The 21,606-nt window shown below is 73.2% G+C and carries 19 protein-coding genes; 6 read left to right on the top strand and 13 right to left on the bottom strand.

From position 1 onward, the window contains the following. A partial coding sequence (locus tag HTZ77_RS33575; protein ID WP_175593733.1) for an RNA-guided endonuclease InsQ/TnpB family protein occupies positions 1 to 481 on the bottom strand: 481 nt, incomplete at its 3' end. A 122-nt stretch (positions 482 to 603) separates the two neighbouring features. Here HTZ77_RS33575 and HTZ77_RS33570 point away from each other — a divergent pair. The 3 genes from HTZ77_RS33570 to HTZ77_RS33560 all read left to right on the top strand — a co-directional run bounded on the left by HTZ77_RS33570 (position 604) and on the right by HTZ77_RS33560 (position 3,827). Further along, positions 604 to 1,944 (top strand): ABC transporter substrate-binding protein, encoded by a 1,341-nt coding sequence (locus tag HTZ77_RS33570; RefSeq protein WP_175593732.1) that lies wholly within the window; start codon positions 604 to 606, stop codon positions 1,942 to 1,944. Positions 1,945 to 2,391: 447 nt separating this feature from the next. Further along, positions 2,392 to 3,342 (top strand): NAD(P)H-dependent flavin oxidoreductase, encoded by a 951-nt coding sequence (locus tag HTZ77_RS33565; protein WP_175593731.1) that lies wholly within the window; start codon positions 2,392 to 2,394, stop codon positions 3,340 to 3,342. Between the two features lie 281 nt (positions 3,343 to 3,623). Then, the gene (locus HTZ77_RS33560) at positions 3,624 to 3,827 is read left to right on the top strand and encodes a cold-shock protein (protein ID WP_175593730.1); all 204 of its coding nucleotides are present in this window, start codon (positions 3,624 to 3,626) and stop codon (positions 3,825 to 3,827) included. 195 nt (positions 3,828 to 4,022) lie between these two features. On the opposite strand, the gene HTZ77_RS33555 is transcribed toward HTZ77_RS33560, so the two are convergent. Continuing rightward, complete coding sequence (locus tag HTZ77_RS33555) at positions 4,023 to 4,403, bottom strand: STAS domain-containing protein (protein ID WP_175593729.1); 381 nt, start codon at positions 4,401 to 4,403, stop codon at positions 4,023 to 4,025. Positions 4,404 to 4,721: 318 nt separating this feature from the next. Continuing rightward, the gene (locus HTZ77_RS45540; protein WP_205304214.1) at positions 4,722 to 5,582 is read right to left on the bottom strand and encodes a beta-N-acetylglucosaminidase domain-containing protein; all 861 of its coding nucleotides are present in this window, start codon (positions 5,580 to 5,582) and stop codon (positions 4,722 to 4,724) included. 166 nt (positions 5,583 to 5,748) lie between these two features. On the opposite strand from HTZ77_RS45540, the gene HTZ77_RS33545 reads away from it, so the two are divergent. Continuing rightward, positions 5,749 to 6,126: a VOC family protein gene (locus tag HTZ77_RS33545; RefSeq protein WP_175593728.1), complete on the top strand. Its 378-nt coding sequence runs from the start codon at positions 5,749 to 5,751 to the stop codon at positions 6,124 to 6,126. A gap of 19 nt (positions 6,127 to 6,145) precedes the next feature. Here HTZ77_RS33545 and HTZ77_RS33540 read toward each other — a convergent pair whose 3' ends face one another. Both HTZ77_RS33540 and HTZ77_RS33535 read right to left on the bottom strand, forming a co-directional pair. Next, on the bottom strand, positions 6,146 to 6,388 hold the full coding sequence (locus tag HTZ77_RS33540; RefSeq protein ID WP_175593727.1) for a helix-turn-helix domain-containing protein: 243 nt from the start codon (positions 6,386 to 6,388) through the stop codon (positions 6,146 to 6,148). Further along, complete coding sequence (locus HTZ77_RS33535; RefSeq protein ID WP_175593726.1) at positions 6,389 to 7,039, bottom strand: DUF2975 domain-containing protein; 651 nt, start codon at positions 7,037 to 7,039, stop codon at positions 6,389 to 6,391. A 117-nt stretch (positions 7,040 to 7,156) separates the two neighbouring features. Between HTZ77_RS33535 and HTZ77_RS33530 the strand changes: the two genes are divergently transcribed. After that, positions 7,157 to 8,041, top strand: a complete 885-nt coding sequence (locus HTZ77_RS33530; protein ID WP_175593725.1) for an FRG domain-containing protein — start codon at positions 7,157 to 7,159, stop codon at positions 8,039 to 8,041. 119 nt (positions 8,042 to 8,160) lie between these two features. On the opposite strand, the gene HTZ77_RS48860 is transcribed toward HTZ77_RS33530, so the two are convergent. The 4 genes from HTZ77_RS48860 to HTZ77_RS33510 form a co-directional block, all read right to left on the bottom strand. Further along, positions 8,161 to 9,132 carry a substrate-binding domain-containing protein gene (locus tag HTZ77_RS48860; protein WP_175593724.1) on the bottom strand — a complete coding sequence of 324 codons (972 nt, stop codon included), beginning with the start codon at positions 9,130 to 9,132 and terminating at the stop codon, positions 8,161 to 8,163. A 13-nt stretch (positions 9,133 to 9,145) separates the two neighbouring features. Then, a complete protein-coding gene (locus HTZ77_RS48855) occupies positions 9,146 to 10,111 on the bottom strand; it encodes an ABC transporter permease (RefSeq protein WP_407940587.1) in 966 nt (321 codons plus the stop codon). Continuing rightward, positions 10,101 to 11,603, bottom strand: coding sequence for a sugar ABC transporter ATP-binding protein (locus HTZ77_RS33515; protein WP_175593722.1), 1,503 nt, complete (start codon positions 11,601 to 11,603; stop codon positions 10,101 to 10,103). Before HTZ77_RS33515 ends, HTZ77_RS48855 begins: the two co-directional genes overlap by 11 nt. Before the next feature lie 77 nt (positions 11,604 to 11,680). Further along, positions 11,681 to 12,706, bottom strand: a complete 1,026-nt coding sequence (locus HTZ77_RS33510) for a LacI family DNA-binding transcriptional regulator (protein WP_175593721.1) — start codon at positions 12,704 to 12,706, stop codon at positions 11,681 to 11,683. A 282-nt stretch (positions 12,707 to 12,988) separates the two neighbouring features. Between HTZ77_RS33510 and HTZ77_RS33505 the strand changes: the two genes are divergently transcribed. After that, positions 12,989 to 15,391 carry a glycoside hydrolase family 2 protein gene (locus tag HTZ77_RS33505; protein WP_175593720.1) on the top strand — a complete coding sequence of 801 codons (2,403 nt, stop codon included), beginning with the start codon at positions 12,989 to 12,991 and terminating at the stop codon, positions 15,389 to 15,391. Here HTZ77_RS33505 and nirD read toward each other — a convergent pair. From nirD to HTZ77_RS33485, 4 genes are read right to left on the bottom strand one after another with little or no spacing between them, the layout of a single operon-like run. After that, positions 15,362 to 15,763 (bottom strand): nitrite reductase small subunit NirD, encoded by a 402-nt coding sequence (gene nirD, locus HTZ77_RS33500; RefSeq protein WP_205304207.1) that lies wholly within the window; start codon positions 15,761 to 15,763, stop codon positions 15,362 to 15,364. The two genes, HTZ77_RS33505 and nirD, sit on opposite strands and share 30 nt — an antisense overlap. Beyond that, a complete protein-coding gene (gene nirB, locus HTZ77_RS33495) occupies positions 15,760 to 18,195 on the bottom strand; it encodes a nitrite reductase large subunit NirB (RefSeq protein WP_175593719.1) in 2,436 nt (811 codons plus the stop codon). The genes nirD and nirB overlap by 4 nt, the downstream gene beginning before the upstream one ends. Further along, complete coding sequence (locus tag HTZ77_RS33490) at positions 18,192 to 19,589, bottom strand: FAD-dependent oxidoreductase (protein ID WP_175593718.1); 1,398 nt, start codon at positions 19,587 to 19,589, stop codon at positions 18,192 to 18,194. Before HTZ77_RS33490 ends, nirB begins: the two co-directional genes overlap by 4 nt. After that, positions 19,586 to 21,604: a molybdopterin oxidoreductase family protein gene (locus HTZ77_RS33485; protein ID WP_175593717.1), complete on the bottom strand. Its 2,019-nt coding sequence runs from the start codon at positions 21,602 to 21,604 to the stop codon at positions 19,586 to 19,588. Before HTZ77_RS33485 ends, HTZ77_RS33490 begins: the two co-directional genes overlap by 4 nt. Between the last annotated feature and the right edge of the window lie 2 nt (positions 21,605 to 21,606).

The raw sequence follows: 21,606 nt of genomic DNA, 5'->3' as shown, positions 1-21,606 counted from the left end.
GCCCGCACGGGTCCCGGGAGACGGTCACCGTGGTCGGGTCGATCGAGGCCGGGTCCACGTCGGGCCAGGACCAGGTGAACGCCAGGGGCGCGTCCGTCTTCGCGAGGAACAGCCGCCCGTCACGGTAGCGAAACCCCGAACGGGTGTATTCGGCCGACTGCCGTCCGGTGCGGGACTTGTAGCGCGGATAGCGGGCGCGTCCGGTGAAGTAGTTGGTGAACGCCGCCTGCTGGTGCCGGATCGCCTGCTGCAACGGGACCGAGGACACCTCGTTCAGCCATGCCAGCTCATCGGTGGCCTTCATCGCGGTGAGGTAGGCGTTGGCCTGGGTGAAACCGGTCTTCGCCCGCTCGGTGCGGTACCGGGCGTGCCGCCAGGCCAGGGTGCGGTTCCAGACGACGCGCACGCAGCCGAACGTGCGATTCAGCACGCCGGCCTGCTCGGGCGTCGGGTACGCCCGGCACTTGTACGCCGTCCTCACAGATCGATTGTGACGAATCACCCGCTCAAGAATCAGCCACTCCGCGTAAAGCACATGCGGGTGATGTCCGGGCCTTCCTTCCCAGGGTTGAAGCCCACAGTCTCCAGCCTCAAGGAGTTTCGATGAACAAGGCGCATCTGGCGGCGGGCGCGCTGCTGCTGCTCACGGCGGCCTGCGGCGGCTCGGGCGGCTCCGGCTCGGGTTCGGACGACGGGCCGGTCACGCTGACGTACGCGCTGTGGGACGACGCCCAGCAGGGCGCCTACCAGCAGTGCGCCGACGCCTTCCAGAAGGCGAACCCCGGCATCACCATCAAGATCAATCAGGCCGCCTGGGACCAGTACTGGCAGAACCTCACCACGCAGATGGTCTCCGGCAAGGCCCCCGACGTGATCACCATGCAGACGACCTACTACCCGCAGTTCGTCAAGAACGGCCAGCTCCTCGACATCGCGCCCATGGCCGAGGCGGACAAGATCGACTTCGCTCAGTACCGGTCCGGCCTGGCCGACCTGTGGGTCAAGGACGGCAAGAGGTACGGCCTGCCCAAGGACTGGGACACGATCGCCATCGTCTACAACACCGCCATGGTCAAGAAGGCCGGCCTCGACCTGGGCGACCTCACCTGGAGCCCGGCGGACGGCGGCACCTTCGAGAAGGCCCTGGCCAGGCTCACCGTCGACACCTCCGGCCGGCGCGGCGACGAGCCCGGCTTCGACAAGTCGAAGATTGCCGTGTACGGGATCGTCCCGGAGATCAACGACGGCTCCCAGGGGCAGAACGGCTGGGGCGACCTGGCCGTCTCCAACGGCTTCAGCTACATCGACAAGAACCCGTTCGGCACCAAGTACTTCTACGACGACCCGAAGCTGGCCGAGACCGCCACCTGGTTCAAGCGGCTCATGGACAAGGGCTACGCGGCGCCCTACGACAAGAAGAGCTCCCTCGGGCCCGACGTCGTGCTCGGCTCCGGCAAGGGGGCGCTGGGCATCACCGGCTCCTGGATGATCAAGACGTACCTGGACTCGACGGAGCAGAAGTTCGCCTTCGCCCCGCTGCCGACCGGGCCCCAGGGCCGCAAGTCCGCCTTCAACGGCCTGGCCGACACCATCTACGCGGGCACCGAGCACCCCGAGGCGGCGTGGAAGTGGGTGAAGTTCCTCGGCTCGACCGCCTGCCAGGACATCGTCGCCGACAGCGCCGTGGCGTTCCCGGCCATCACCTCGTCCACCAAGCGCGCCATCGAGGCGCACAAGGCGGCGCACCGGGACGTCAGCGCCTTCACCAGCCAGGCCGACGCGCAGGGTGGCACGTTCCTGCTGCCGGTGAGCGACCACGGCGACGAGATCGACCAGATCGTTGGCACGGCGATGGAGGAGATCTGGCTCGGCCAGAAGGACGCCCGCACCGCGCTCACGGCCGCCAACCAGCGGGTCAACGCCCTCTTCACCGCGGGCGGGTGACTCCCGGCCTCCCGCGTGAGGTGCGCGGAGGTGCCTTCCGGCCTCCGGGTGGGACGCGGGACAGGGTGCCTTCCGGCCTCCGCGTGGGATGCGGGACAGGGTGGCTTCCGGCCTCCGCGTGAGCTGCGGGGAGGGTGGCTTCCGGCCTCCCCATGAGGCGCGAGGGGGAAGGTGGCTTCCGGCGTCCTCGTGAGGCGCGGGGGGAGGGTGACTTTCGGCCTCCTCGTGGGGCCGAGGGAGCGCGGCACTCAGCCCCTCCGTGAGACGCGCGGGAGGGGGACGCTCGGCCCCCATGAAGCGGGGAGGTGGGGGAGGCTCGACCCGGGGGAGGTGGGCGAGGCTCGACCGGCGCGCCGGGGAGGGGCGATGACGGGCACGGCGTGGCGGGCATGGCAGGGTGGCGATGGTCAGGCCCTCCGCGGGCGGAACCGGTACGAGGAGATCGTCATGCGCACGTGGCTCACCGAGCGGTTCGACCTGACCGTGCCCCTGGTGGGGGCGCCCATGGCAGGGGTGGGAGCGGGCCGGCTGGCCGCCGCGGTGTCCGCCGCCGGGGCGCTCGGCATGTTCGGCGTGCCGGCCGCCGCCACGGCCGAGTGGATCGGGGAGCAGGCGTCGGTCGCCGCCGCGACCGGCCGGCCGTACGGGATCGGGCTCATGGCGTGGGCGCTGTCCGGCAACCCCGCCCAGCTCCAGGCCGTCCTCGACGCCCGGCCCGCGGTCGTGTCCGTGAGTTTCGGGCCGTACGAGCCTTATGTCGGAGAGCTGCGGCGGGCGGGCATCACGGTCGTCACCCAGGCCGGCACCACGGAGGAGGCGCTGGCCGCCGAGCGGGCCGGGGTGGACGCCGTCGTGGCGCGCGGCGCCGAGGGCGGCGGCCACGGCCGCGCAGACGTGGCGACGCTGCCCCTCCTGGAGGGCGTGCTCGACGCGGTGCGGATCCCGGTGCTGGCCGCCGGGGGCGTCGCCACGGCCCGCGGACTCGCCGCCGTGCTGGCCGCGGGTGCCGAGGGCGCCTGGGTGGGCACGGCGTTCATGGGCTGCGAGGAGACGACGATCTCGCAGGCGGCCAGGCGGCGCCTGCTGGAGGCGGCGGAGACCGACACGGCGTACGGGCGGGTCTTCGACGTGGCGCAGCGGCTCGGCTGGCCGGTCGAGTACGGCGGGCGGGCCCTGCGCAACGCCTTCTTCGACCGGTGGGCGGGCCGGGAGGACGAGCTGGCCGCCGACGAGAGCGCGCGGGCCGACCTGGAGGCGGCCCGCCGCGAAGGCGACTTCGACACCGCCTTCATCTACGTGGGCCAGGGGGTGGGGCTGGTGCGCGAGCGCCGCACGGCGGCCGACGTGGTCGCCGCCTTCGCCGGGGCCGAGAAACTGCTGAACCGCTTCGCCCGGTAGCCCGCCGATCTTTGACCGTCCGCGCCGGAGCGAGCGGCCCGGCTTCCCGAAAACAGGGAACAGTCTGGGCAAACGTCGCCAATCTGGTGGGAGAATCGTGGTCCGGAGACCGTGGTAAGCTCATACCCGTTGCAGTGTGGTACCCATGAACGTGTGTGCGCCTGACGGGATCCGACCCCTCGGGCGCCTTTTGTTTTCCGGTCATTTCCGGCGGGGCATCGCGGCGACGCGGGGTCCGTGAGGTGCGGGCCCCAGACCTGCGCCTATCGAAGGAGATTGACATGGCGACCGGTACCGTGAAGTGGTTCAACGCGGAGAAGGGCTTCGGCTTCATCGAGCAGGACGGCGGCGGCGCCGACGTCTTCGCCCACTACTCCAACATCGCGGGCCGCGGCTTCCGCGAGCTGCACGAGGGCCAGAAGGTGAGCTTCGACATCACCCAGGGCCAGAAGGGCCCGCAGGCGGAGAACATCACCCCCGCCTGACGCGAGACCATCTCGGTGAGCCGGTCCCGCCCCTGAAGAAGGGGCGCGGGCCGGCTCACCGCTTTCCGGGCCCGGCCGCTCCGGGCCCGAGCCGCTCTGAGCTCCGGCCGCTCTGAGCTCCGGCCGGTTTCGTGACGCGGCCCGCCCTGTGACGCGGCCCGCCCTGTGACGCGGCCTGCTCCGTGACCGGGGTACTTACGGAGTGCGCAGCGCCTGGACGGCGTCGTCGACCGTGTCGTACGTCTGGAAGCGCTTGTCCAGGCCCGTCACGCGCAGCAACCGTGCCATGCGCGGCCCGATGCCGCTGAGCACCGCCCGGCCGCCCGCGCCCGCCGCGCCGTTGATCGTGGACACGAGCACGCTGAGGCCGGTGGAGTCGCAGAAGTCGACGGCCAGCATGTCGATCACCAGGAGCGGCGGCTCGTCGGGCGCGCCGGACAGCGCGTCGGTCACGGCCTGGCGCAGGGCTCCCGCTGTGGCGATGTCGAGCTCGCCGGCCAGGGCCACCACGGTCACGCCGTCGTGCCGCCCGCCGGTCCAGGAGAAGCCGGCCCGCCTCGCCCCCGCCCGTTCCACGTCGTGCCCTCCTGCCGCCGCGCCTGGGCGGTTCTCTCGGCTCTGCGCTTACGGCGCATACGTTCCGAGACACCATGATTGCACAGCGCAAGAGAACGGCGGAACCCTGGTCCGCGGCGCGTCGCCGGCCGACGCCGAGAAGGGACACATGAAACCTCCGTCATGAATCGGTCGACGGGGCGTGTGGGTACGTTCCCCGCTCACGCCACGGCCTCGCTCGCGGTCTCGGGTCGGCCCCGGTCACGGGGCGATGGGTCGCCCCCGGTCATGGGGCGAGGGGGTCGGCGGGGGACAGAGCGATCGCAGGGGTGGTCACGGTCACGGGGCGATGGGGTAGGCGGGGGACTGAGCGATCGCAGGGGTGGCCTCGATCGCGGGGCGAGGGAGTCGGCAGGGGGCGGCCCGGTTGAGGGCGGCGCGAACGAACGGCGGCAGGACGCCGCGCAGCACGTTCGCCTCGTGCTCCTCCGCCCGTGCCAACGCCGCTGCCACGGCCCGCGCCGTCTCGCTGATGGCCCTTGACGCGGCAGCCTCCGCCGGCCCTCGCGCCACCTCGTCCCCGTTCGCGCGTGGGAGCGCGGTCACGAGGTCGAGCGCGGCCAGGGCGGTCGTGGCGATGTCGCGGGCGGCGGCGGTCCAGGGGCGCAGCTCCTCGCCGATCCGTCCCGGCGTGCTCGCGGGCAGCGCCGCCAGCCGCTCCAGCTCGAAACGCAGCCGTACGGCGGCAGTGTCCTCCCCCTCCGGCCCTACCACGAGCGTGTTCTCCCCGTCCGGCCGTGTCGCCGACCTGGAGGCGTTTGCGAGGACGGACGCGCACAGCGCCGATAGCGCCGGGCTCTGGTCGGCGCTCGGCGGCCACGACGAGCACGCCTCGACGAGCGGCGCCAGCTCCGCCGCCCCCGGCACGAGCCGCACCGCCCGCTCGTGGGAGCGCGCCGGGTCGTAGGCGGCGGGCTGCCAGGCGTAGTCGGCGACCGTGGCGAGCGCGAGCCGCGAGGCGGCGGCGTGGACCATCGGGTTGGCCGTCATCCCGGCCGGGGGAACGGCGTCGAGCCGGGTGTCGCGGCCGGTCAGCGGCCCCAGGAACACCCGCGTGAAGTCGAAGTCGTTGACCGGGAAGTTGTCCCAGAGCGCCACCTTCGGCTTCCAGGTGTCCCGCCCGTCGGGCGACACCGCCACACCGAGCGGCTACACCTGCGCCTCCTGACCCGGCCGGGGATTCTCGTCCGCGGGCGATGAGTTTCTCCCGGCCGCCCGGTCTGTACGGACGACTCATCGGATCGTCCCGTACAGAGTCCCCGTACAGAGTCCCCGTACAGAGTCCCGTACAGAGATGGAGGCCATGATGCAGCGACCCAGTCTGAGCGGCATGCTGCTCGCGAGCACCGACCCCGAACGGCTGCGCCGGTGGTACGCCGCCGCGCTCGACCCCGAGTCCGAGACCGACGTCGGCGGCTACGGGGTGCTGAAGTTCGGCGCGTTCCACCTGTTCATCGACAGCCGCAAGGACATCGGCGACAAGAACCCGGAGCCGGGCCGGATGATCCTCAACTTCGAGGTGCCGGACGCCCGCGCTGCGGCGGCGCGCATGGAGGAGCTGGGCGTCTCCTGGCTGGCGGAGCTGGAGGACCGCGACGGCAGCCTGTTCGCCACCGCCCTCGACCCCGACGGCAACTACGTGCAGATCATCCAGCTCAGTGAGGAGGCCCGCGCGGCCATGTGATGTCCCGGGGCCCCCGGCGTCAACGGCCGGCGCCGGGGTCCCGCGCGTAGCGCAGCAGGTCGCCGGGCTGGCAGTCGAGGACCTCGCACAGCCGGACGAGGGTGGAGAACCTGATGGCCCGGCCCTTGCCGGTCTTGAGGATCGAGAGGTTGGCGATCGTCACCTCGACCCGGTGGGACAGCTCGGTCAACGTCATGCCGCGCCGGGCGAGCAGCTCGTCGAGCCGGACCTCGATGCGCCCGTCGAGCTCTCCGGGCGGCACTCAGATCGTGCCTTCGAGATCGTCGAGCATGGCCAGCCCACGCCCGATCACCTCGGCCGCCACGAACGCCCCCACGCCCATCAGCACGGTCACGACCGGCACGTCGACGTCGCCCGGGACCGGACGCGGATCGACCGTCAGCATCCTCGCGGCCACGGTCTTGGCGGTGAAGTCGAGGGCGAGGGCCGCCAGCGAGCCGAGCGTGAGGACGGCCCCGATCCTGCGCAGGTCACGCACCGTGCCGGCGGAGAAGAACGCCCGGTCGCCGGCCACGCCCCTGCTGGTGATCCGCACCAGCCAGAACAGGGACAGCAGGATCGCCAGCATCCCGGGCAACCAGGTGAGCAGGTGCAGCACGGCCAGCACCGGCGCGTGAGCCGGGTCGTACAGGGCCACGTCCACGGTGACGCCGACCGCCCGCGCCCCCGGGGCGAGGGCGCCGTCGAACGACACGCCGGCGCGGGACGGCCGGAGCCCGGTGAAGCCGAAGTCAGGCCGCGCGGCCGGGACGGCGGCGAGGATGACGTCACCCGCCAGCCGCGAGAGGAGAGCGAGTGCGCCGAGCACGAGGGCGGTGCTCAGGATCGCGTGCAGGCGCCGGGTCCACGCACCGGCCGTCGAAGGCACATATCCGGCCGCGGCTTCGCTCATCAGGGCGCCTCCTTATCGTTTATCAATGCGACACGCCCCACGATAGCATCGAAAAACGATAAAACAAGTCCGGGTTGTGACGGGTGTGGCCCGCTGTGTGACGGGAAGGCGGCCTGTATGGGGAGCAGCACGACCGGGGCCGGCGGGGAGAGCAGCGAGGACAGGATCGTCACGGTGTCGTCCTGGCGGGAGCTGGATGACGCGATCAGCGAGGTGAGCGGGCCCCGGGGGCCGCACCCGCGCGGCGGGCCCTCGCACTCCGCCGTGGTGTTCCGGGGCCGGTCGCGCCCTCCGCACTCGCACCTGTCCGGGCTCGCCCGGCTGGCCGGCGAGTACCCGGCCGTGGAGCGCCACCTCATCCGCAACTTCCGCAAGTACGCCCACCGCCAGGCGCCCGGCCCGACGATCTGGGACTGGCTGGCGCTCGGCCAGCACCACGGGCTGCCCACGCGGCTGGTCGACTGGACGTTCTCGCCGCTGGTCGCGCTGCACTTCGCCACGGCGGTCTGGCCGCACGACGAGGCCATGCTCATCGGGCTCGACTGCGAGGCGGCGCACCGGCTCCTGCCCGGGCCGCTGCGGGAGGTCCTCGACCACGAGGGCGCGGTGCTGTTCACCACCGAGATGCTCGCCCGGCGCGCCCCCGACCTGGACAGCTTCGGCAAGCTGGCGGGCGCGGAGCCGTTCCTGGCCCTGTTCGAGCCGCCGTCGCTGGACGAGCGGATCGTCACACAGTCGTCGGTGCTGTCGGCGCTGTCGGACGTGACGTGGCCGGTGGAGCGGTGGCTGAACGCCCATCCCGATCTGTGGTGGGCGTGGCGCATCCCGCCGGAGGTCAAGGCCGAGGTGCGGGAACGGCTCGACCAGGCCGGCATCACCGAGCGGGCGCTGCTGCCCGGCCTGGACGGGCTGGCGGCCTGGCTGCGCCGCTACTACTCGCCGGAGGTGTGCCTGGAGCATCAGGGCGACGAGTGCGCCCCCGGCACCACCGGCAACGCCTGAGAGAACGACCGGACGTCTCAGGATCGGAACGTCCGGCAGGATCGGAACGTCCGGCAGGATCGGGACGTCTCCGGCAGGATCGGGACGTCTCCGGCAGGATCGGGACGTCCGCGGCAGGGTCAGGACGTCTGGAACTCGGAGACGTTGGCCTTCGTGGCGACCTTCACCGGCACGGCCACCGTCTTCGCGATCGTCTCGCCGTTGGCCGCCTTGACCGCGGCCTCCACGGCCCGCTGGCCGAGCAGCTTCGGCTGCTGGGCGATCGTCGCGGTCATGGTGCCCGCCGCCACCGCCTTCAGCCCGTCGGGCGTGCCGTCGAAGCCGACCACCTTGACCTGCTGCCCGGCCTTGCCGCCGAGCGCCTTGATCGCGCCGAGCGCCATCTCGTCGTTCTCGGCGAACACGCCCTTCAGGTCGGGGTGCGACTGGAGCAGGTTCGTCATGACGTCCAGGCCCTTGGTGCGGTCGAAGTCGGCCGGCTGCTGGGCGACCACCTGGACGCCCGGGAACGCCTTGATGCCCTCGGTGAAGCCCTGGCCGCGGTCGCGGCTGGCGGACGTGCCGGGCACCCCCTGCAGGACCACCACCTTGCCCTGCTCGCCCACGGCCTTGGCCAGTTGCTGGGCCGCCAGCCGGCCGCCCGCCACGTTGTCGGAGGCGACGGTCTGGGCGACCTCGGCGCCGTTGACGCCGCGGTCGGCGGCGATCACCGGGATGGAGACGCGGTCGGCGGCCTTGACCGCGGGCGCCGCCGCGTCGGAGTCGACCGGGTTGATGATGATCGCCTTCATGCTCTGGCTGGTGAAGTTCTGGACCTGGTTGACCTGCTGCGAGGCGTCGTTCTGGGCGTCGGTGACGGTGAGCGCGGCGCCGAGCCGGGCGGCCGCGGCCTGCGCGCCGTCCCTGAACTGCACGAAGTACGGGTTGTTCAGCGTCGACACCGACATGCCGATCTTGACGCCGGCCCCGCCGGACGAGCCGCCCCCGGACGAGCCCGACGAGCCCGAGGAACCGGACGAGCCGGACGAGCCGCACCCGGCCAGGCCCGCCACCAGGGCGGCCGTGGCCAGGACTGTCGCGGAAATCCGCATGATCTTCCCCCTCCTAGGACGTTTCCCTGCGGCGCAGGGTGTCGACGAGGACCGCGAGCGCGATGACCACGCCGATCACCACCTGCTGCCAGAAGGCCGAGACCGACAGCAGGTTGAGGCCGTTGCGCAGGACGGCCAGGATGAGCGCCCCGACGAACGTGCCCAGCGCCCGTCCCTTGCCGCCGGACAGGCTGGCCCCGCCGATGACCACGGCCGCGATCGCGTCCAGCTCGTAGCCGGTGGCGGCCTGCGGCTGGGCCGAGGCCAGGCGGCTGGCCAGCACGATGCCGGCCACCGCGGCGAACCCGCCCGACAGCGCGTACGTGATGAGCTTCTGCCGGTCCACCTTGATGCCGGACAGGCGGGCGGCCTCCTCGTTGCCGCCGATGGCGTACATGGCGCGGCCCGCGTAGGTGCGGTTGAGGATCACGGCCGCGACGACCCCCATGACGACCATGACGATGACGGGGACGGGCAGGTAGCGCCCGATCGTGTCGCCGAGATGGGCCACCTGCGCCGGCAGCTCGATCGGGCTGCCCTGCGAGATCACCAGGGCGAGGCCGCGGGCGACGCCGAGCATGGCCAGCGTGGCGATGAACGGCGGCAGCTTGCCGTACGCGATGAGGACGGCGTTGACCAGCCCGCACGCCACGCCCACGGCCAGCCCCGCGACGGTGGCGACCGGCCACGGCCAGCCCGCGGGGGTGGCGCCCCAGGCGAGCACGATGGCCGACAGCGCGGCGACGGACCCCACCGACAGGTCGATGCCGCCGGTGACGATGACGAACGTGGAGCCGAACGCGAGGATCGCGGTGACGGCCGCCTGGACGCCCACGTTGAGCAGGTTGGTGACGCTGAGGAAGTCGGACGACAGCAGCGACAGCCCGACGACGAGCACGACGAGCGCGACCAGCGCGCCGTTCTCGGCGAGCCACACCGCCACCGGCGAGCGCCGCCGGACGAGCACGTTACTGGACACGGCCACCCTCCACCTCCGCGACGGCCATCGCCATCACGTCGTCCTGCGTGGCCCGCGCGGCCGGGAGTTCGCCGACGAGGCGGCCGCGTGCCATGACGAGGATCCGGTCGCTCATCCCGAGCACCTCCGGCAGGTCGCTGGAGATCATCAGGACGGCGTCGCCCGCGGCGGTCAGCTCGTTGACGAGCTGGTAGATCTCCACCCGGGCGCCCACGTCGACGCCCCGGGTCGGCTCGTCGAGGATGAGCACGCGGGCCCCCGCCACGAGCCACTTGCCGATGACCACCTTCTGCTGGTTGCCGCCGGACAGGGTGCGGACCTCCTGGTCGAGGCCCGCCATGCGGATGCCGAGCTGGTCGGCGACCTTGGCGGCGGCGGTCCGCTGGCCCCTGCGGTCCACGAACCCGGCCCGGGTGGCGTCGCGCAGGGTGACCAGGCCCAGGTTCTCGGCCACGGCGGCGCCCAGCACCAGGCCCTGGCCCTTGCGGTCCTCGGGGACGAGGCCGAGCCCCGCCTCCATGGCCGCGTGCACGTCCCCGGGCGGCAGCCGACGGCCGTTCACGGTGACCTCGCCCGCGTCGTAGTGGTCGGCGCCGAAGAGCGCCCGCGCGACCTCGGTCCGGCCCGCGCCGACGAGCCCGGCCACGCCGACCACCTCGCCCGCGCGCACCTCGAACGACACGTCCGCGAACACGCCCCGCCGGGTCAGCCCCCGCACCTTCAGCAGCGGCTCGCCGGGGCGGGCGGGCCGGCGCGGGTACTGCTGGTCGATGGGGCGGCCCACCATGAGGCGGACCAGCTCGTCGTGCGGCGTGGAGGCGGGCACCTCGGCCACGGAGCGGCCGTCGCGCAGCACGGTCACCCGGTCGCCGATCTGGGGGATCTCCTCCAGGTGGTGGGTGATGAAAACGATCGCGACGCCCTCGTCGCGCAACTGCCTGACGATCGCGAACAGCTTCTCGACCTCGCCGGTGGTCAGCACCGCGGTCGGCTCGTCCATGATGAGGACCCGCGCCTCCAGCGCCAGCGCCTTGGCGATCTCGACCATCTGCATCCGCGCGATGCCGAGCCGGCCGACGGGCGTGCGCGGATCGACGCGCACGTCCACGCGGGCCAGCAGGTCGGCCGCGTCCCGCTCCATGCGGGCCCGGTCCACGAGGCCGAAGCGGCGCGGCGGGCGGCCGAGCGCCAGGTTCTCCGCCACCGTGAGCTGGGGGACCAGGTTGAACTCCTGGTAGATGGTGGCGATCCCGAGCGCCCGGGCGTCGCCCGCCGACCGGATCCGCACCGGCCGCCCGTCCATGAGCACCCGGCCGCCGTCCGGGTGGTAGGCGCCGGACAAGATCTTGATGAGCGTGCTCTTCCCGGCGCCGTTCTCGCCCAGCAGCACGTGGACCTCGCCCGCGCGCAGGCTCAGGTCCACCCCGTCCAGGGCGAGGACGCCCGGGAACTGTTTGCGCAGGCCCTCGGCCCGGAGAATGTCCCCCGTCACGTCGTGATACTTGCCGATAACGCGCCGTACGAACCTGAAAGGCGCAGGTCAGGTACGCCGTCAGGGTTTCCGGAGGGTCACTGCCGGAGCAGCGGGGGAGGGGCGGTGCTGCCGCGGGGCACGAGCCGGGCGTCCTCGTCGCGCACGCCCTCGACCAGCTCGCCGCCGATGAGCGCCAGCAGCGCGCGCGCCGCGTGTGCCCCGTACGCGGGGATGTCGCGGGTGAGCGCGCTCAGCGCGGGCCGGACGACCTGCGACAGCGGCGAGTCGTCCCAGGCCACGATCGACAGGTCGCCGGGCACGTCGAGCCGCATCTCCTGGGCCGCCGACATGCCGGCCACGGCCATGATGTCGTTGTCGTAGACGACGGCGGTCGGCCGGGTGGGCGAGCCGACCAGGCGGCGCGTGGCCCGGGCGCCCTCGCCGCCGGTGTAGTCGGTGTGCATGATGGCGTGCCACTCCAGCCCGAGCTCCTCGCACACGGCGGTGAACGCCTGGTCGCGCAGCACGGTGTGGACCAGCTCGGGCAGGCCCGCCACCCGGGCGATGCGGCGGTGGCCGAGCGCGGCGAGGTACTCGACGGTCTCGCGGACGGCGGCGGCGTCGTCGGACCAGACCGGTGTCAGCGAGCCCGCCTGCGAGGGATGGCCGACCACCACGGCCGGCAGCCCCAGCTCCTCCAGCGCGCTCACGCGCGGGTCGTCGAAGCGCAGGTCGACGAGGATCGCGCCGTCCACCCGGCGCTCGCCCCACCAGCGCCGGTGGACCTCCGCCTCCTGCTCGGGCGTGGCGGTCACCTGGAGCATCAGCGCGTACGAGCGGTCGGCGAGCTCGCCCTCGATGCCGCTGATCAGCTCCATGAAGAACGGCTCCACGCCGAGGATGCGCGCGGGCCGGCACAGGGTCAGCCCCACCGAGCGGGCCCGCGCCCCGCTCAGCGCCCGGGCCGCGCTGTTGGGCCGCCAGCCGATCTCCTCGGCGATCGCCTTGATCGCGGCGCGCCTGGCCTCCGACACGCCCGGCCGGTCGTTCAGGGCGTAGGAGACCGCCACCTTGGACACACCCGCCCGACGCGCGATGTCGGCGATCGTCGGTCGCTTCACCGGTCCCCCTCGATGCGCCGCCGAGTGAACCGGTTAGCCACCCGTGCAGACGAACCTTACTACCGCGCCGCCCGGATGGCACGACCAGGGTCCGACGCCGGAAGCCGCTCGGGCGGAACGGGTCTTGACGCGGCGTCCCGGCGACTTTACGTTCACGTTGCTTCACCGGTTCAGTGGGAGCGCTCTCATATGAGCGGGTGGGGCTACGGGGGCTGACACGAGGCCAACGCCGGGTCACTTCGTGGCCTGCGCCCGGCCCAGCGACTGCCAAGGAGACGTTTCTTGACCGTGTACCACCCGCTGTCCGACGGCTGGACCCTGCGACCCGCCGCGGGCACCGCGGTTTCTGACGCCGGGCCCATCCCCGCGACCGTGCCCGGCTGCGTCCACACCGACCTGCTCGCCGCTGGCCTCATCGACGACCCCTACCTCGACGACAACGAGAACCGCCTGAGCTGGATCGGCGACACCGCCTGGACCTACGCCACCGCCTTCACCTGGACGCCCGACGGGCACGAGCGCACCGACCTCGTGTGCGCGGGCCTGGACACCGTCGCCACGCTCACGCTCAACGGCGTCCGCCTCGGGCACACGGCCAACCAGCACCGCTCCTACCGCTTCCCGGTGCGCCACCTGCTGCGCGAGGGCGCCAACACGCTGGAGATCCGCTTCGACCCGGCCCCCGCGTACGCCGAGGCGTGGCGGGCGGCCCTCGGCGACCGGCCCGGCGCGTACGCGGCGCCGTACCCGTTCGTGCGCAAGGCGGCCTGCAACTTCGGCTGGGACTGGGGCCCGGCCCTCGTCACGGCCGGCCTCTGGCGGCCCGTCGGGCTGGAGAGCTGGAGCGTCGCCCGCCTGGCCGAGGTCCGCCCCGTGGTCCGCGTCGCGGGAGATCGGGGGGAGGTGGAGGTGCACGTCCGGGTCGAGCGGTCCTCGGAGGAGCCGCTGGTCGTGACGGCCGAGGTGGCCGGGGCGAGCGTGGAGGTGCCGATCCCCGCGGGACGGCGGCGCGCGGTCGCGCGCCTGTCGGTGGCGGAGCCGGCGCTGTGGTGGCCCCGCGGGCACGGCGCCCCGCACCGCCACGACCTGACCGTCCGGCTCGGCGACGGGAACGGCCGGGCCGCGGGGGAGTGGCGGCGGAAGATCGGCTTCCGGACCGTCGAGCTGGAGCCCGAGGCGTTCCGGCTGTCGGTCAACGGCGTGCCGGTGTTCGTGCGCGGCGTCAACTGGATCCCCGACGACTGCTTCCCGGCCCGGGTGACCCGCGACCGCCTGGCCGGGCGCTTCGCCCAGGCCACCGGGGCGGGCGTCAACCTGCTGCGCGTGTGGGGCGGCGGCCTGTACGAGAGCGAGGACTTCTACGACCTGGCCGACGAACTCGGCCTCATGGTCTGGCAGGACTTCCCGTTCGCCTGCGCCGCGTACCCGGAGGAGGAGCCGTTCCGCACGGAGGTGGAGGCCGAGGCCCGCGAGAACGTCACCCGCCTGGCCCCCCACCCCAGCCTCGTGCTGTGGTGCGGCAACAACGAGAACCTGGAGGGACACGCCGACTGGGGCTGGCCCGCCCGCCTGGAGGGCCGCACCTGGGGCGCCGGCTTCTACCACGACCTGCTGCCGTCGATCGTCGCCGAGCTCGACCCCACGCGGCCGTACTGGCCGGGCAGCCCGTACTCCGGGTCGCCCGAGCTGCCGCCCAACGACCCGGCGAGCGGCACCGTGCACATCTGGGACGTGTGGAACCGCGAGGACTACACCCGCTACGCCGCCCACACCCCGCGCTTCGTCGCCGAGTTCGGCTTCCAGGGCCCGGCGGCGTACGCGACCATGCGCCGCGCCATCACCGGCGAGCTGGCCGGCGACGCGCCGCTCGTGCTGCACCACCAGAAGGCCGACGACGGCAACGGCAAGCTGCTGCGCGGCCTCGGCGACCACCTGCCGCGGCCCGCGACGTTCGACGCCTGGCACTGGCTGACCCAGCTCAACCAGGCCCGCGCCGTCACCTACGGCATCGAGCGCTTCCGCGCGCTCGCCCCGCACTGCTCCGGCACGATCCTGTGGCAGCTCAACGACTGCTGGCCGGTCACCTCCTGGTCGGCGGTGGACGGCGACGGCCGGCGCAAGCCGCTGTGGTACGCGCTGCGCCGCGTCTACGCCGACCGGCTGCTCGCCGTGCTGGACGGCGAGGTCGCCGTCGTCAACGACACCGACCGGCCGTGGCGGGGCGAACTGCTCCTCGTCCGGCACGGGCTCGACGGCGAGCCGCTGGCCAAGGAGGCCGTCCCGGTCGACGCGCCGCCCCGGACGGCGGCCCGGATCCCGCTGCCCCCGGCCGTGGGCGTCCCCGGCGACCCGCGGCGCGAGCTGCTGGTCGCCCGGCTGGGCGAGAGCCGGGCCGTGGCCTTCTACGCCGAGGACACCGCCGTCGACTTCCCGCCGGCCGCCTACGAGGCGCGCGCCGAGCCGGTCGCGGGCGGCTACCGGGTCACGGTCACCGCCCGGACGGTGCTGCGCGACCTGGCGCTGTTCCCCGACCGGCTCGACCCCGCCGCCTCGGTGGACGACATGCTGGTCACCCTGCTGCCGGGCGAGTCGGCGGCGTTCACCGTGGCGACCGGTCAGGAGCTGGACCCTGGCGCCCTGACCGGCCACCCCGTCCTACGGTGCGTCAACGAGACGGCGCCCTGACTCCAGCGGCCCGCCCCGCTCCGGCAGGGCGGGCCGCGCCGCGACCTCCACCCGGCCGTCCGCCACCCGCGCCGGATAGATCGGCACCGCCGCTCCCGGCTCGTCCAGGCAGACGCCCGTGACCAGCGAGAACACCTGCTTGTGCAGCGGCGAGGCCACCGTCGGCTCGCCGCCCCGCGTGCCCACGATGCCCCGGGAGAGCACATGGGCGCCGCTGAACGGATCGAGGTTGCCGATCGCGTACACGGCTCCGTCGAAGGTGCGGAAGACGGCCACCTGCTCGCCGCCCACCAGGGCGCACACGCCGCGCTCCGGCAGCAGCACGTGGTAGTCGCACACGGTCGTCCAGGTCATGGGAACGGTCATGGTCATGGAGTCACCACCATCGGCTTGATCTGGTCACGTTCGCGTTCGAAGACGATCGAGGGGTCGGGGACGCCGGGGGCGTTGACGAAGCTGACGAAGCGGCTCAGCTTCTCCGGGTCCTCGATGGTGGCGCGCCACTCGTCCTCGTACGTGGACACGTGGTGCGCCATCTGGGCGTCCAGCTCGGCGCACAGCCCCAGCGAGTCGTTCACGATCACGTCCCGGACGTGGTCGAGGCCGCCCTCGATGGACTCGACCCAGGCGGCGGTGCGCTGGAGCCGGTCGGCCGTGCGGATGTAGTACATGAGGAACCGGTCGATGGTCCTGATCAGCTCGTCCGTGGTCAGGTCGGAGGCGAACAGGTCGGCGTGGCGGGGCTTGAAGCCGCCGTTGCCGCCGACGTACAGGTTCCAGCCCTGCTCGGTCGCGATGATCCCGAAGTCCTTCGAGCGGGCCTCGGCGCACTCGCGGGCGCAGCCCGACACCGCCGACTTCAGCTTGTGCGGGGCCCGCAGGCCGCGGTAACGCAGTTCGAGGGCGATGGCCAGGCCCACCGAGTCCTGCACGCCGTAGCGGCACCAGGTCGAGCCGACGCACGACTTGACCGTGCGCAGCGCCTTGCCGTACGCGTGACCCGACTCGAAGCCGGCGTCCACCAGCCGCTTCCAGATCTGCGGGAGCTGCTCGACGCGGGCCCCGAACAGGTCGATCCGCTGCCCCCCGGTGATCTTGGTGTAGAGGCCGAAGTCGCGGGCCACCTCGCCGATCACGATGAGCTTGTCCGGGGTGATCTCGCCGCCCGGGATGCGCGGGACGACCGAGTAGGTGCCGTTCTTCTGGATGTTGGCCAGGTAGGCGTCGTTGGTGTCCTGCAGCGCCGCCCGCTCGCCCTCCAGCACGTGCCCGTTGTGCAGCGAGGCCAGGATCGAGGCCACCGTGGGCTTGCAGATGTCGCAGCCGCGTCCCGTCCCGTGGTTGGCGATCAGCTCCGAGAACGTCGTGACGCCGCGCACGCGGATGATGTCGAACAGCTCGGCCCGCGAGTAGGTGAAGTGCTCGCACAGCGCCTTGCTGATCTCGACGCCCGACTTCTCCAGGAGCTGCTTGAGCATCGGCACGCAGCTCCCGCACGTGGTGCCGGCCCGGGTGCACGCCTTGATCGCGGGGACGTCGCACACGCCCTTGTCGGCGATGGCGGTGCGCACCGCGCCCGCGCTCACGTTGTTGCACGAGCAGACCTGCGCCTCGTCCGGCAGGTCCAGGTTGGCCGCGCCCGTCCCGGTGAACAGCAGGTCGGCCGGCGCGGCCGGCAGCGGCTTGCCGACGAACGGCCGCAGCGTCGCGTACGGGGCGGCGTCGCCCACGCAGATGCCGCCGAGCAGCGTCCGGGCGTCGTCGCTGATGAACAGCCTCTTGTAGACGCCGCCCACCGGATCCATGTAGGTGACGTCGAGCGCCCCGCTCATCGCGCCGAACTGGGCCACCTCGACGCCGAGCAGCTTCAGCTTGGTCGACAGGTCGGCCCCCTCGAAGACGGCCGTCCCGCCGAGGATCCGGTCGGCGGCCACCTCGGCCATCGTGTTGCACGGCCCGACCAGGCCGTAGACCTGGCCGCCGGCCAGCGCGCACTCACCGATGGCGTACACGGCCGGGTCGGAGGTGCGCATGCCCGCGTCCACCACGACGCCGCCCCGCTCGCCCACGTCGATCCCGGCAGCCCGGGCCAGCTCGTCGCGCGGCCTGATCCCGGCCGAGAAGACGACGATCTGCGCGTCGAGCAGGGTGCCGTCGGGCTTGCGCAGGCCGGTGACCCGCCCCTCGGCGTCGGTGACGATCTCCTGGACGCCCGCGCCGGCGTGGACGCTCAGCCCGAGGTCCTCGATGTGGCCCTTCAGCACCGCGCCGCCGCCCTCGTCCACCTGGCGCGGCATGAGCCACGGGCTCATCTCCACGATGTGCGTGCGCAGGCCGAGGCCGCGCAGCGCGTCGGCCGCCTCCAGGCCGAGCAGCCCGCCGCCGACGACCACGCCCTCCGACGCGCCGTCCGACGCCGCCCGGATCGCGTCGAGGTCGTCGATCGTGCGGTAGACGTGGGCGTGCTCCGCGCCGGGCACCGGCGGCACGAACGGCGCCGACCCGGTCGCCAGGACCAGCACGTCGTACGGCACGCTCTCGCCGGCCGCCGTGGTGACCACGCGCGCCTCCCGGTCGATGCCGGTGACGCGGGTGCCGAGCAGGGTCTCGACGCCCTCGGGCACCTCGTAGGTGAGGTCCGCGAGGCTCGTGCCGGTCAGGTACGAGGTCAGCGCCACCCGGTCGTAGGCCGGGCGCGGCTCCTCGCCGATCACCGTGATCCGGCCGCCGAAGCCCCGCTCGCGCAGCGCCTCCACGAACCGGTGGGCGGCAGGCCCGTACCCCGCGACGACGACTCGGCTCATGCCGAAACTCCTTCCTGCTCACACAGCCAGCCGACGATGCCCTCGACCGCGTCGCGGCAGGTGCCGCAGCCGGTCGTGGCCCTGGTCGCCGCCGCTATCCCGGCCACGTCCCGCGCGCCGGCCTCCCAGCACGCCCGGATCTGGCCCTTGGTCACGTTGTTGCACTGGCACACCCGGGCCGCGTCCGGCATCAGCGTCGGGCTGTCGGCCACGTGCGCCGCCGACGACAGGCCCGGGAACAGCAGCCCGGCCCGGTCGCCCGGCAGCGTGCCGCCCCGGTCGAACAACTGCGTCAGCGTGCCCACCGCGTCGCTCTCGCCCAGCAGGATCGCGCCCACGAGCCGGCCGTCGCGGATGACGAGCTTGCGGTAGGTGCCGCGGGCCCGATGGCTGAAGCGCACCACCTCGGCGTGCTCCTCGGTGAGCTGCGTCTCGCCCATCGCGGCCAGCTCCACGCTCTTGGCCTTCAGCCGGGTCACCAGCCGTGAGCCCCGGTAGAGGGCCTTGCCGCCGGTGATCACGTCGGCCGCCACCGTCGCCTGCTCCCAGGCGGGCGCCACCAGGCCGTACACGGTGCCGTCGTGCTCGGCGCACTCGCCGATCGCGAAGATCGACGGGTCGTCGGTGCGCATCTCGTCGTCCACGACCACGCCGCGCCGCACCTCCAGCCCGGCGTCGGCGGCCAGGCCGGTGAGCGGCCGCACGCCGCAGGCCAGGACCACCAGGTCGCCCTCGACCAGCTCGCCGTCCGCCAGCGCCACGCCGTCCGCGCGCACCTCCCGCGCGGTCACGCCGGTGCGGATGTCCACGCCCAGCCCGGCCAGCGTCTCGCCGAGCACCTGCCCGGCCTCCACGTCGAGCTGGCGCTCCATCAGGTGGCCGGCCAGGTGCAGCAGCGTCACCGGCAGGCCCCGCCCGGCCAGACCGCGGGCGGCCTCGATGCCGAGCAGCCCGCCGCCGACGACCACGGCCCGCCGGCTGCGCCCCGCGGCCTCCAGGATGCGCTCGCAGTCGTCCAGCGTGCGGAACGGGATCGCCCGCTCCACGCCGGGGATGGGCGGCACGATCGCCTCGCTGCCGGTGGCCAGGACGAGCACGTCGTACGGCACCCGCCGCCCGTCCTCGGTGATCACCATGCGGGCGTCCCGGTCCAGGCACGTGACGGCGCTGCCGAACACCGCCTCCACCCGGTGCGTGGCGTACCACGACGGGTCCACCAGCCGCACCTGGTCGGGCCGGGTGGTCCCGGCGAGCACGTTCGACAGCAGCACCCTGTTGTACGGCCGGCACGTCTCGGCGCCGAGCACCGTGACCGTGACGTGCGGGTCGCGCGCCCGCACCTCGCTGACCAGCCGCGAGCCGGCCATGCCGTTGCCTACGACGACGAGTCTCATGCGACCCTCTCCACTCTGACGGCGCACACCTTGAACTCCGGCATCCGGGAGACGGGATCGAGCGCGGGATTGGTCAGGCGGTTGGCGCCCTCCCAGTGGAACGGCATGAACACCGTGTCGCGCCTGATCGCGTCGCTGATCCTGGCCACCCACCGGCCCTCGCCCCGCCGGCTGGTGACCCGCACCAGGTCGCCGGCGCCGATCTCCAGCTCGCCGGCGAGGTCCGGGTGCAGCTCCACGAACGGCTCGGGCGCCGCCTCGGCCAGCGGGGCGATGCGGCGGGTCTGCGCGCCGCTCTGGTACTGGGCCAGCACCCGGCCGGTCGTGAGGTAGAGGGGGTAGTCCTCGTCGATCTCCTCGACGGCCGGGCGGTGCTCGACCGCCACGAACCTGGCCCGGCCGTCCGGGGTGGCGAACCGGTCGAGGAACGGCCGCGGCGTGCCGGGGTGGCCGGGGGAGGGGCAGGGCCAGAAGACGCCCTTCTCCTTCTCGATCCGCTCGTACGTGATGCCCGCGTAGTCGGCGAGCCCGCCCGCGCTGGCCCGGCGCAGCTCGTCGAACACCTCGCGCGGGTCGGCGGAGAACGCGTGGCCGAACCGCTTGGCCAGCCCCTGCAGCACCTCCAGGTCACCGCGGACGCCGTCGGGCGGCCGGACCGCCTGGCGGCGCAGCAGCACCCTGCCCTCCAGGTTCGTCATCGTGCCCGTCTCCTCGGCCCACTGGGTGACCGGGAGGACCACGTCGGCCATGGCGGCGGTCTCCGACAGCACGATGTCGGCCACCACCAGCAGGTCCAGGGCGCGCAGCCGGTCGGTGACGTGCCCCGAGCGGGGCGCCGACACCACCGGGTTGGAGCCGAACAGCAGCAGCGCCCGCGGCCCCTCCGGCGTGCCGAGCGCGTCCAGCAGCTCGTAGGCCGAACGGCCGGGGCCGGGCAGGTCCTCAGGGGACACCCCCCACACGCGGGCGACGTGCTCGCGGGCCGCCGGGTCGTCGATCTTGCGGTAGCCGGGGAGCTGGTCGGCCTTCTGGCCGTGCTCCCGTCCGCCCTGGCCGTTGCCCTGCCCGGTCAGGCAGCCGTACCCGGAGCCCTCGCGGCCGGGCAGGCCGAGCGCGAGCGCCAGGTTGATGAACGCGGTCACCGTGTCGGTGCCCTTGGCGTGCTGCTCGGCGCCGCGCCCGGTGAGCACGATTCCGCGGTCGGCCGAGGCCAGCGCGCGGACCGCCTGCCGCATGCGCGGCACCGGAACGCCGGTGATCCGCTCGACCCGCTCCGGCCACCACGAGGCGAGCGAGGTGCGCACCGCGTCGAAGCCTGAGGTGCGGGCGGCGACGTACTCCTCGTCCACGAGCCCGTCGGCGATCGCCAGGTGCAGCAGCCCCAGCGCCAGCGCCAGGTCGGTGCCCGGGGTCGGCTGCAGGTGCAGCCAGGCGAGCTTGGCGGTCGCGGTGCGGCGCGGGTCCACGACGATGAGCCGCGGCCCGTTCAGGTGCCGCACGAACGGCGGCATCGTCTCGGCCACGTTGCCGCCGGCCAGCAGCACGACGTCGGCCTCGGCGAGGTCCGTGATCGGGAACGGCATGCCGCGGTCCATCCCGAACGCCCGCGAGGAGGCGGCCGCCGCCGACGACATGCAGAAGCGGCCGTTGTAGTCGATCTGGCTGGTGCCGAGCACCACCCGGGCGAACTTGCCGAGCTGGTAGGCCTTCTCGTTGGTCAGCCCGCCGCCGCCGAACACGGCCACACCGTCGGGGCCGTGCTCGGCGCGGATCTCGGACAGCCGGCCGGCCACGTGGTCGAGCGCGGTCTCCCACGAGACGGGCCTGCCGTGCAGGAGCGGGGTGGTCAGGCGCTCGCCGCTAGTCAGCAGCTCGGCCGCGGTCCACCCCTTCTGGCACAGGGCGCCGCCGGCGTTGGCGGGGATGTCGGACCGGGGACTGATCACCGCCTCGGCGGTGATGGCCATGCCGCACTGCAGGGCGCAGTAGGGGCAGTGGCTCAGCACTTTTCCCATGT

It is taken from the genome of Nonomuraea montanisoli, assembly GCF_013363975.1.
Lineage (GTDB): Bacteria > Actinomycetota > Actinomycetes > Streptosporangiales > Streptosporangiaceae > Nonomuraea > Nonomuraea montanisoli.
Note: the sequence above shows the minus strand (reverse complement) of the source record. Positions and strands in the feature narration are given on the sequence as shown.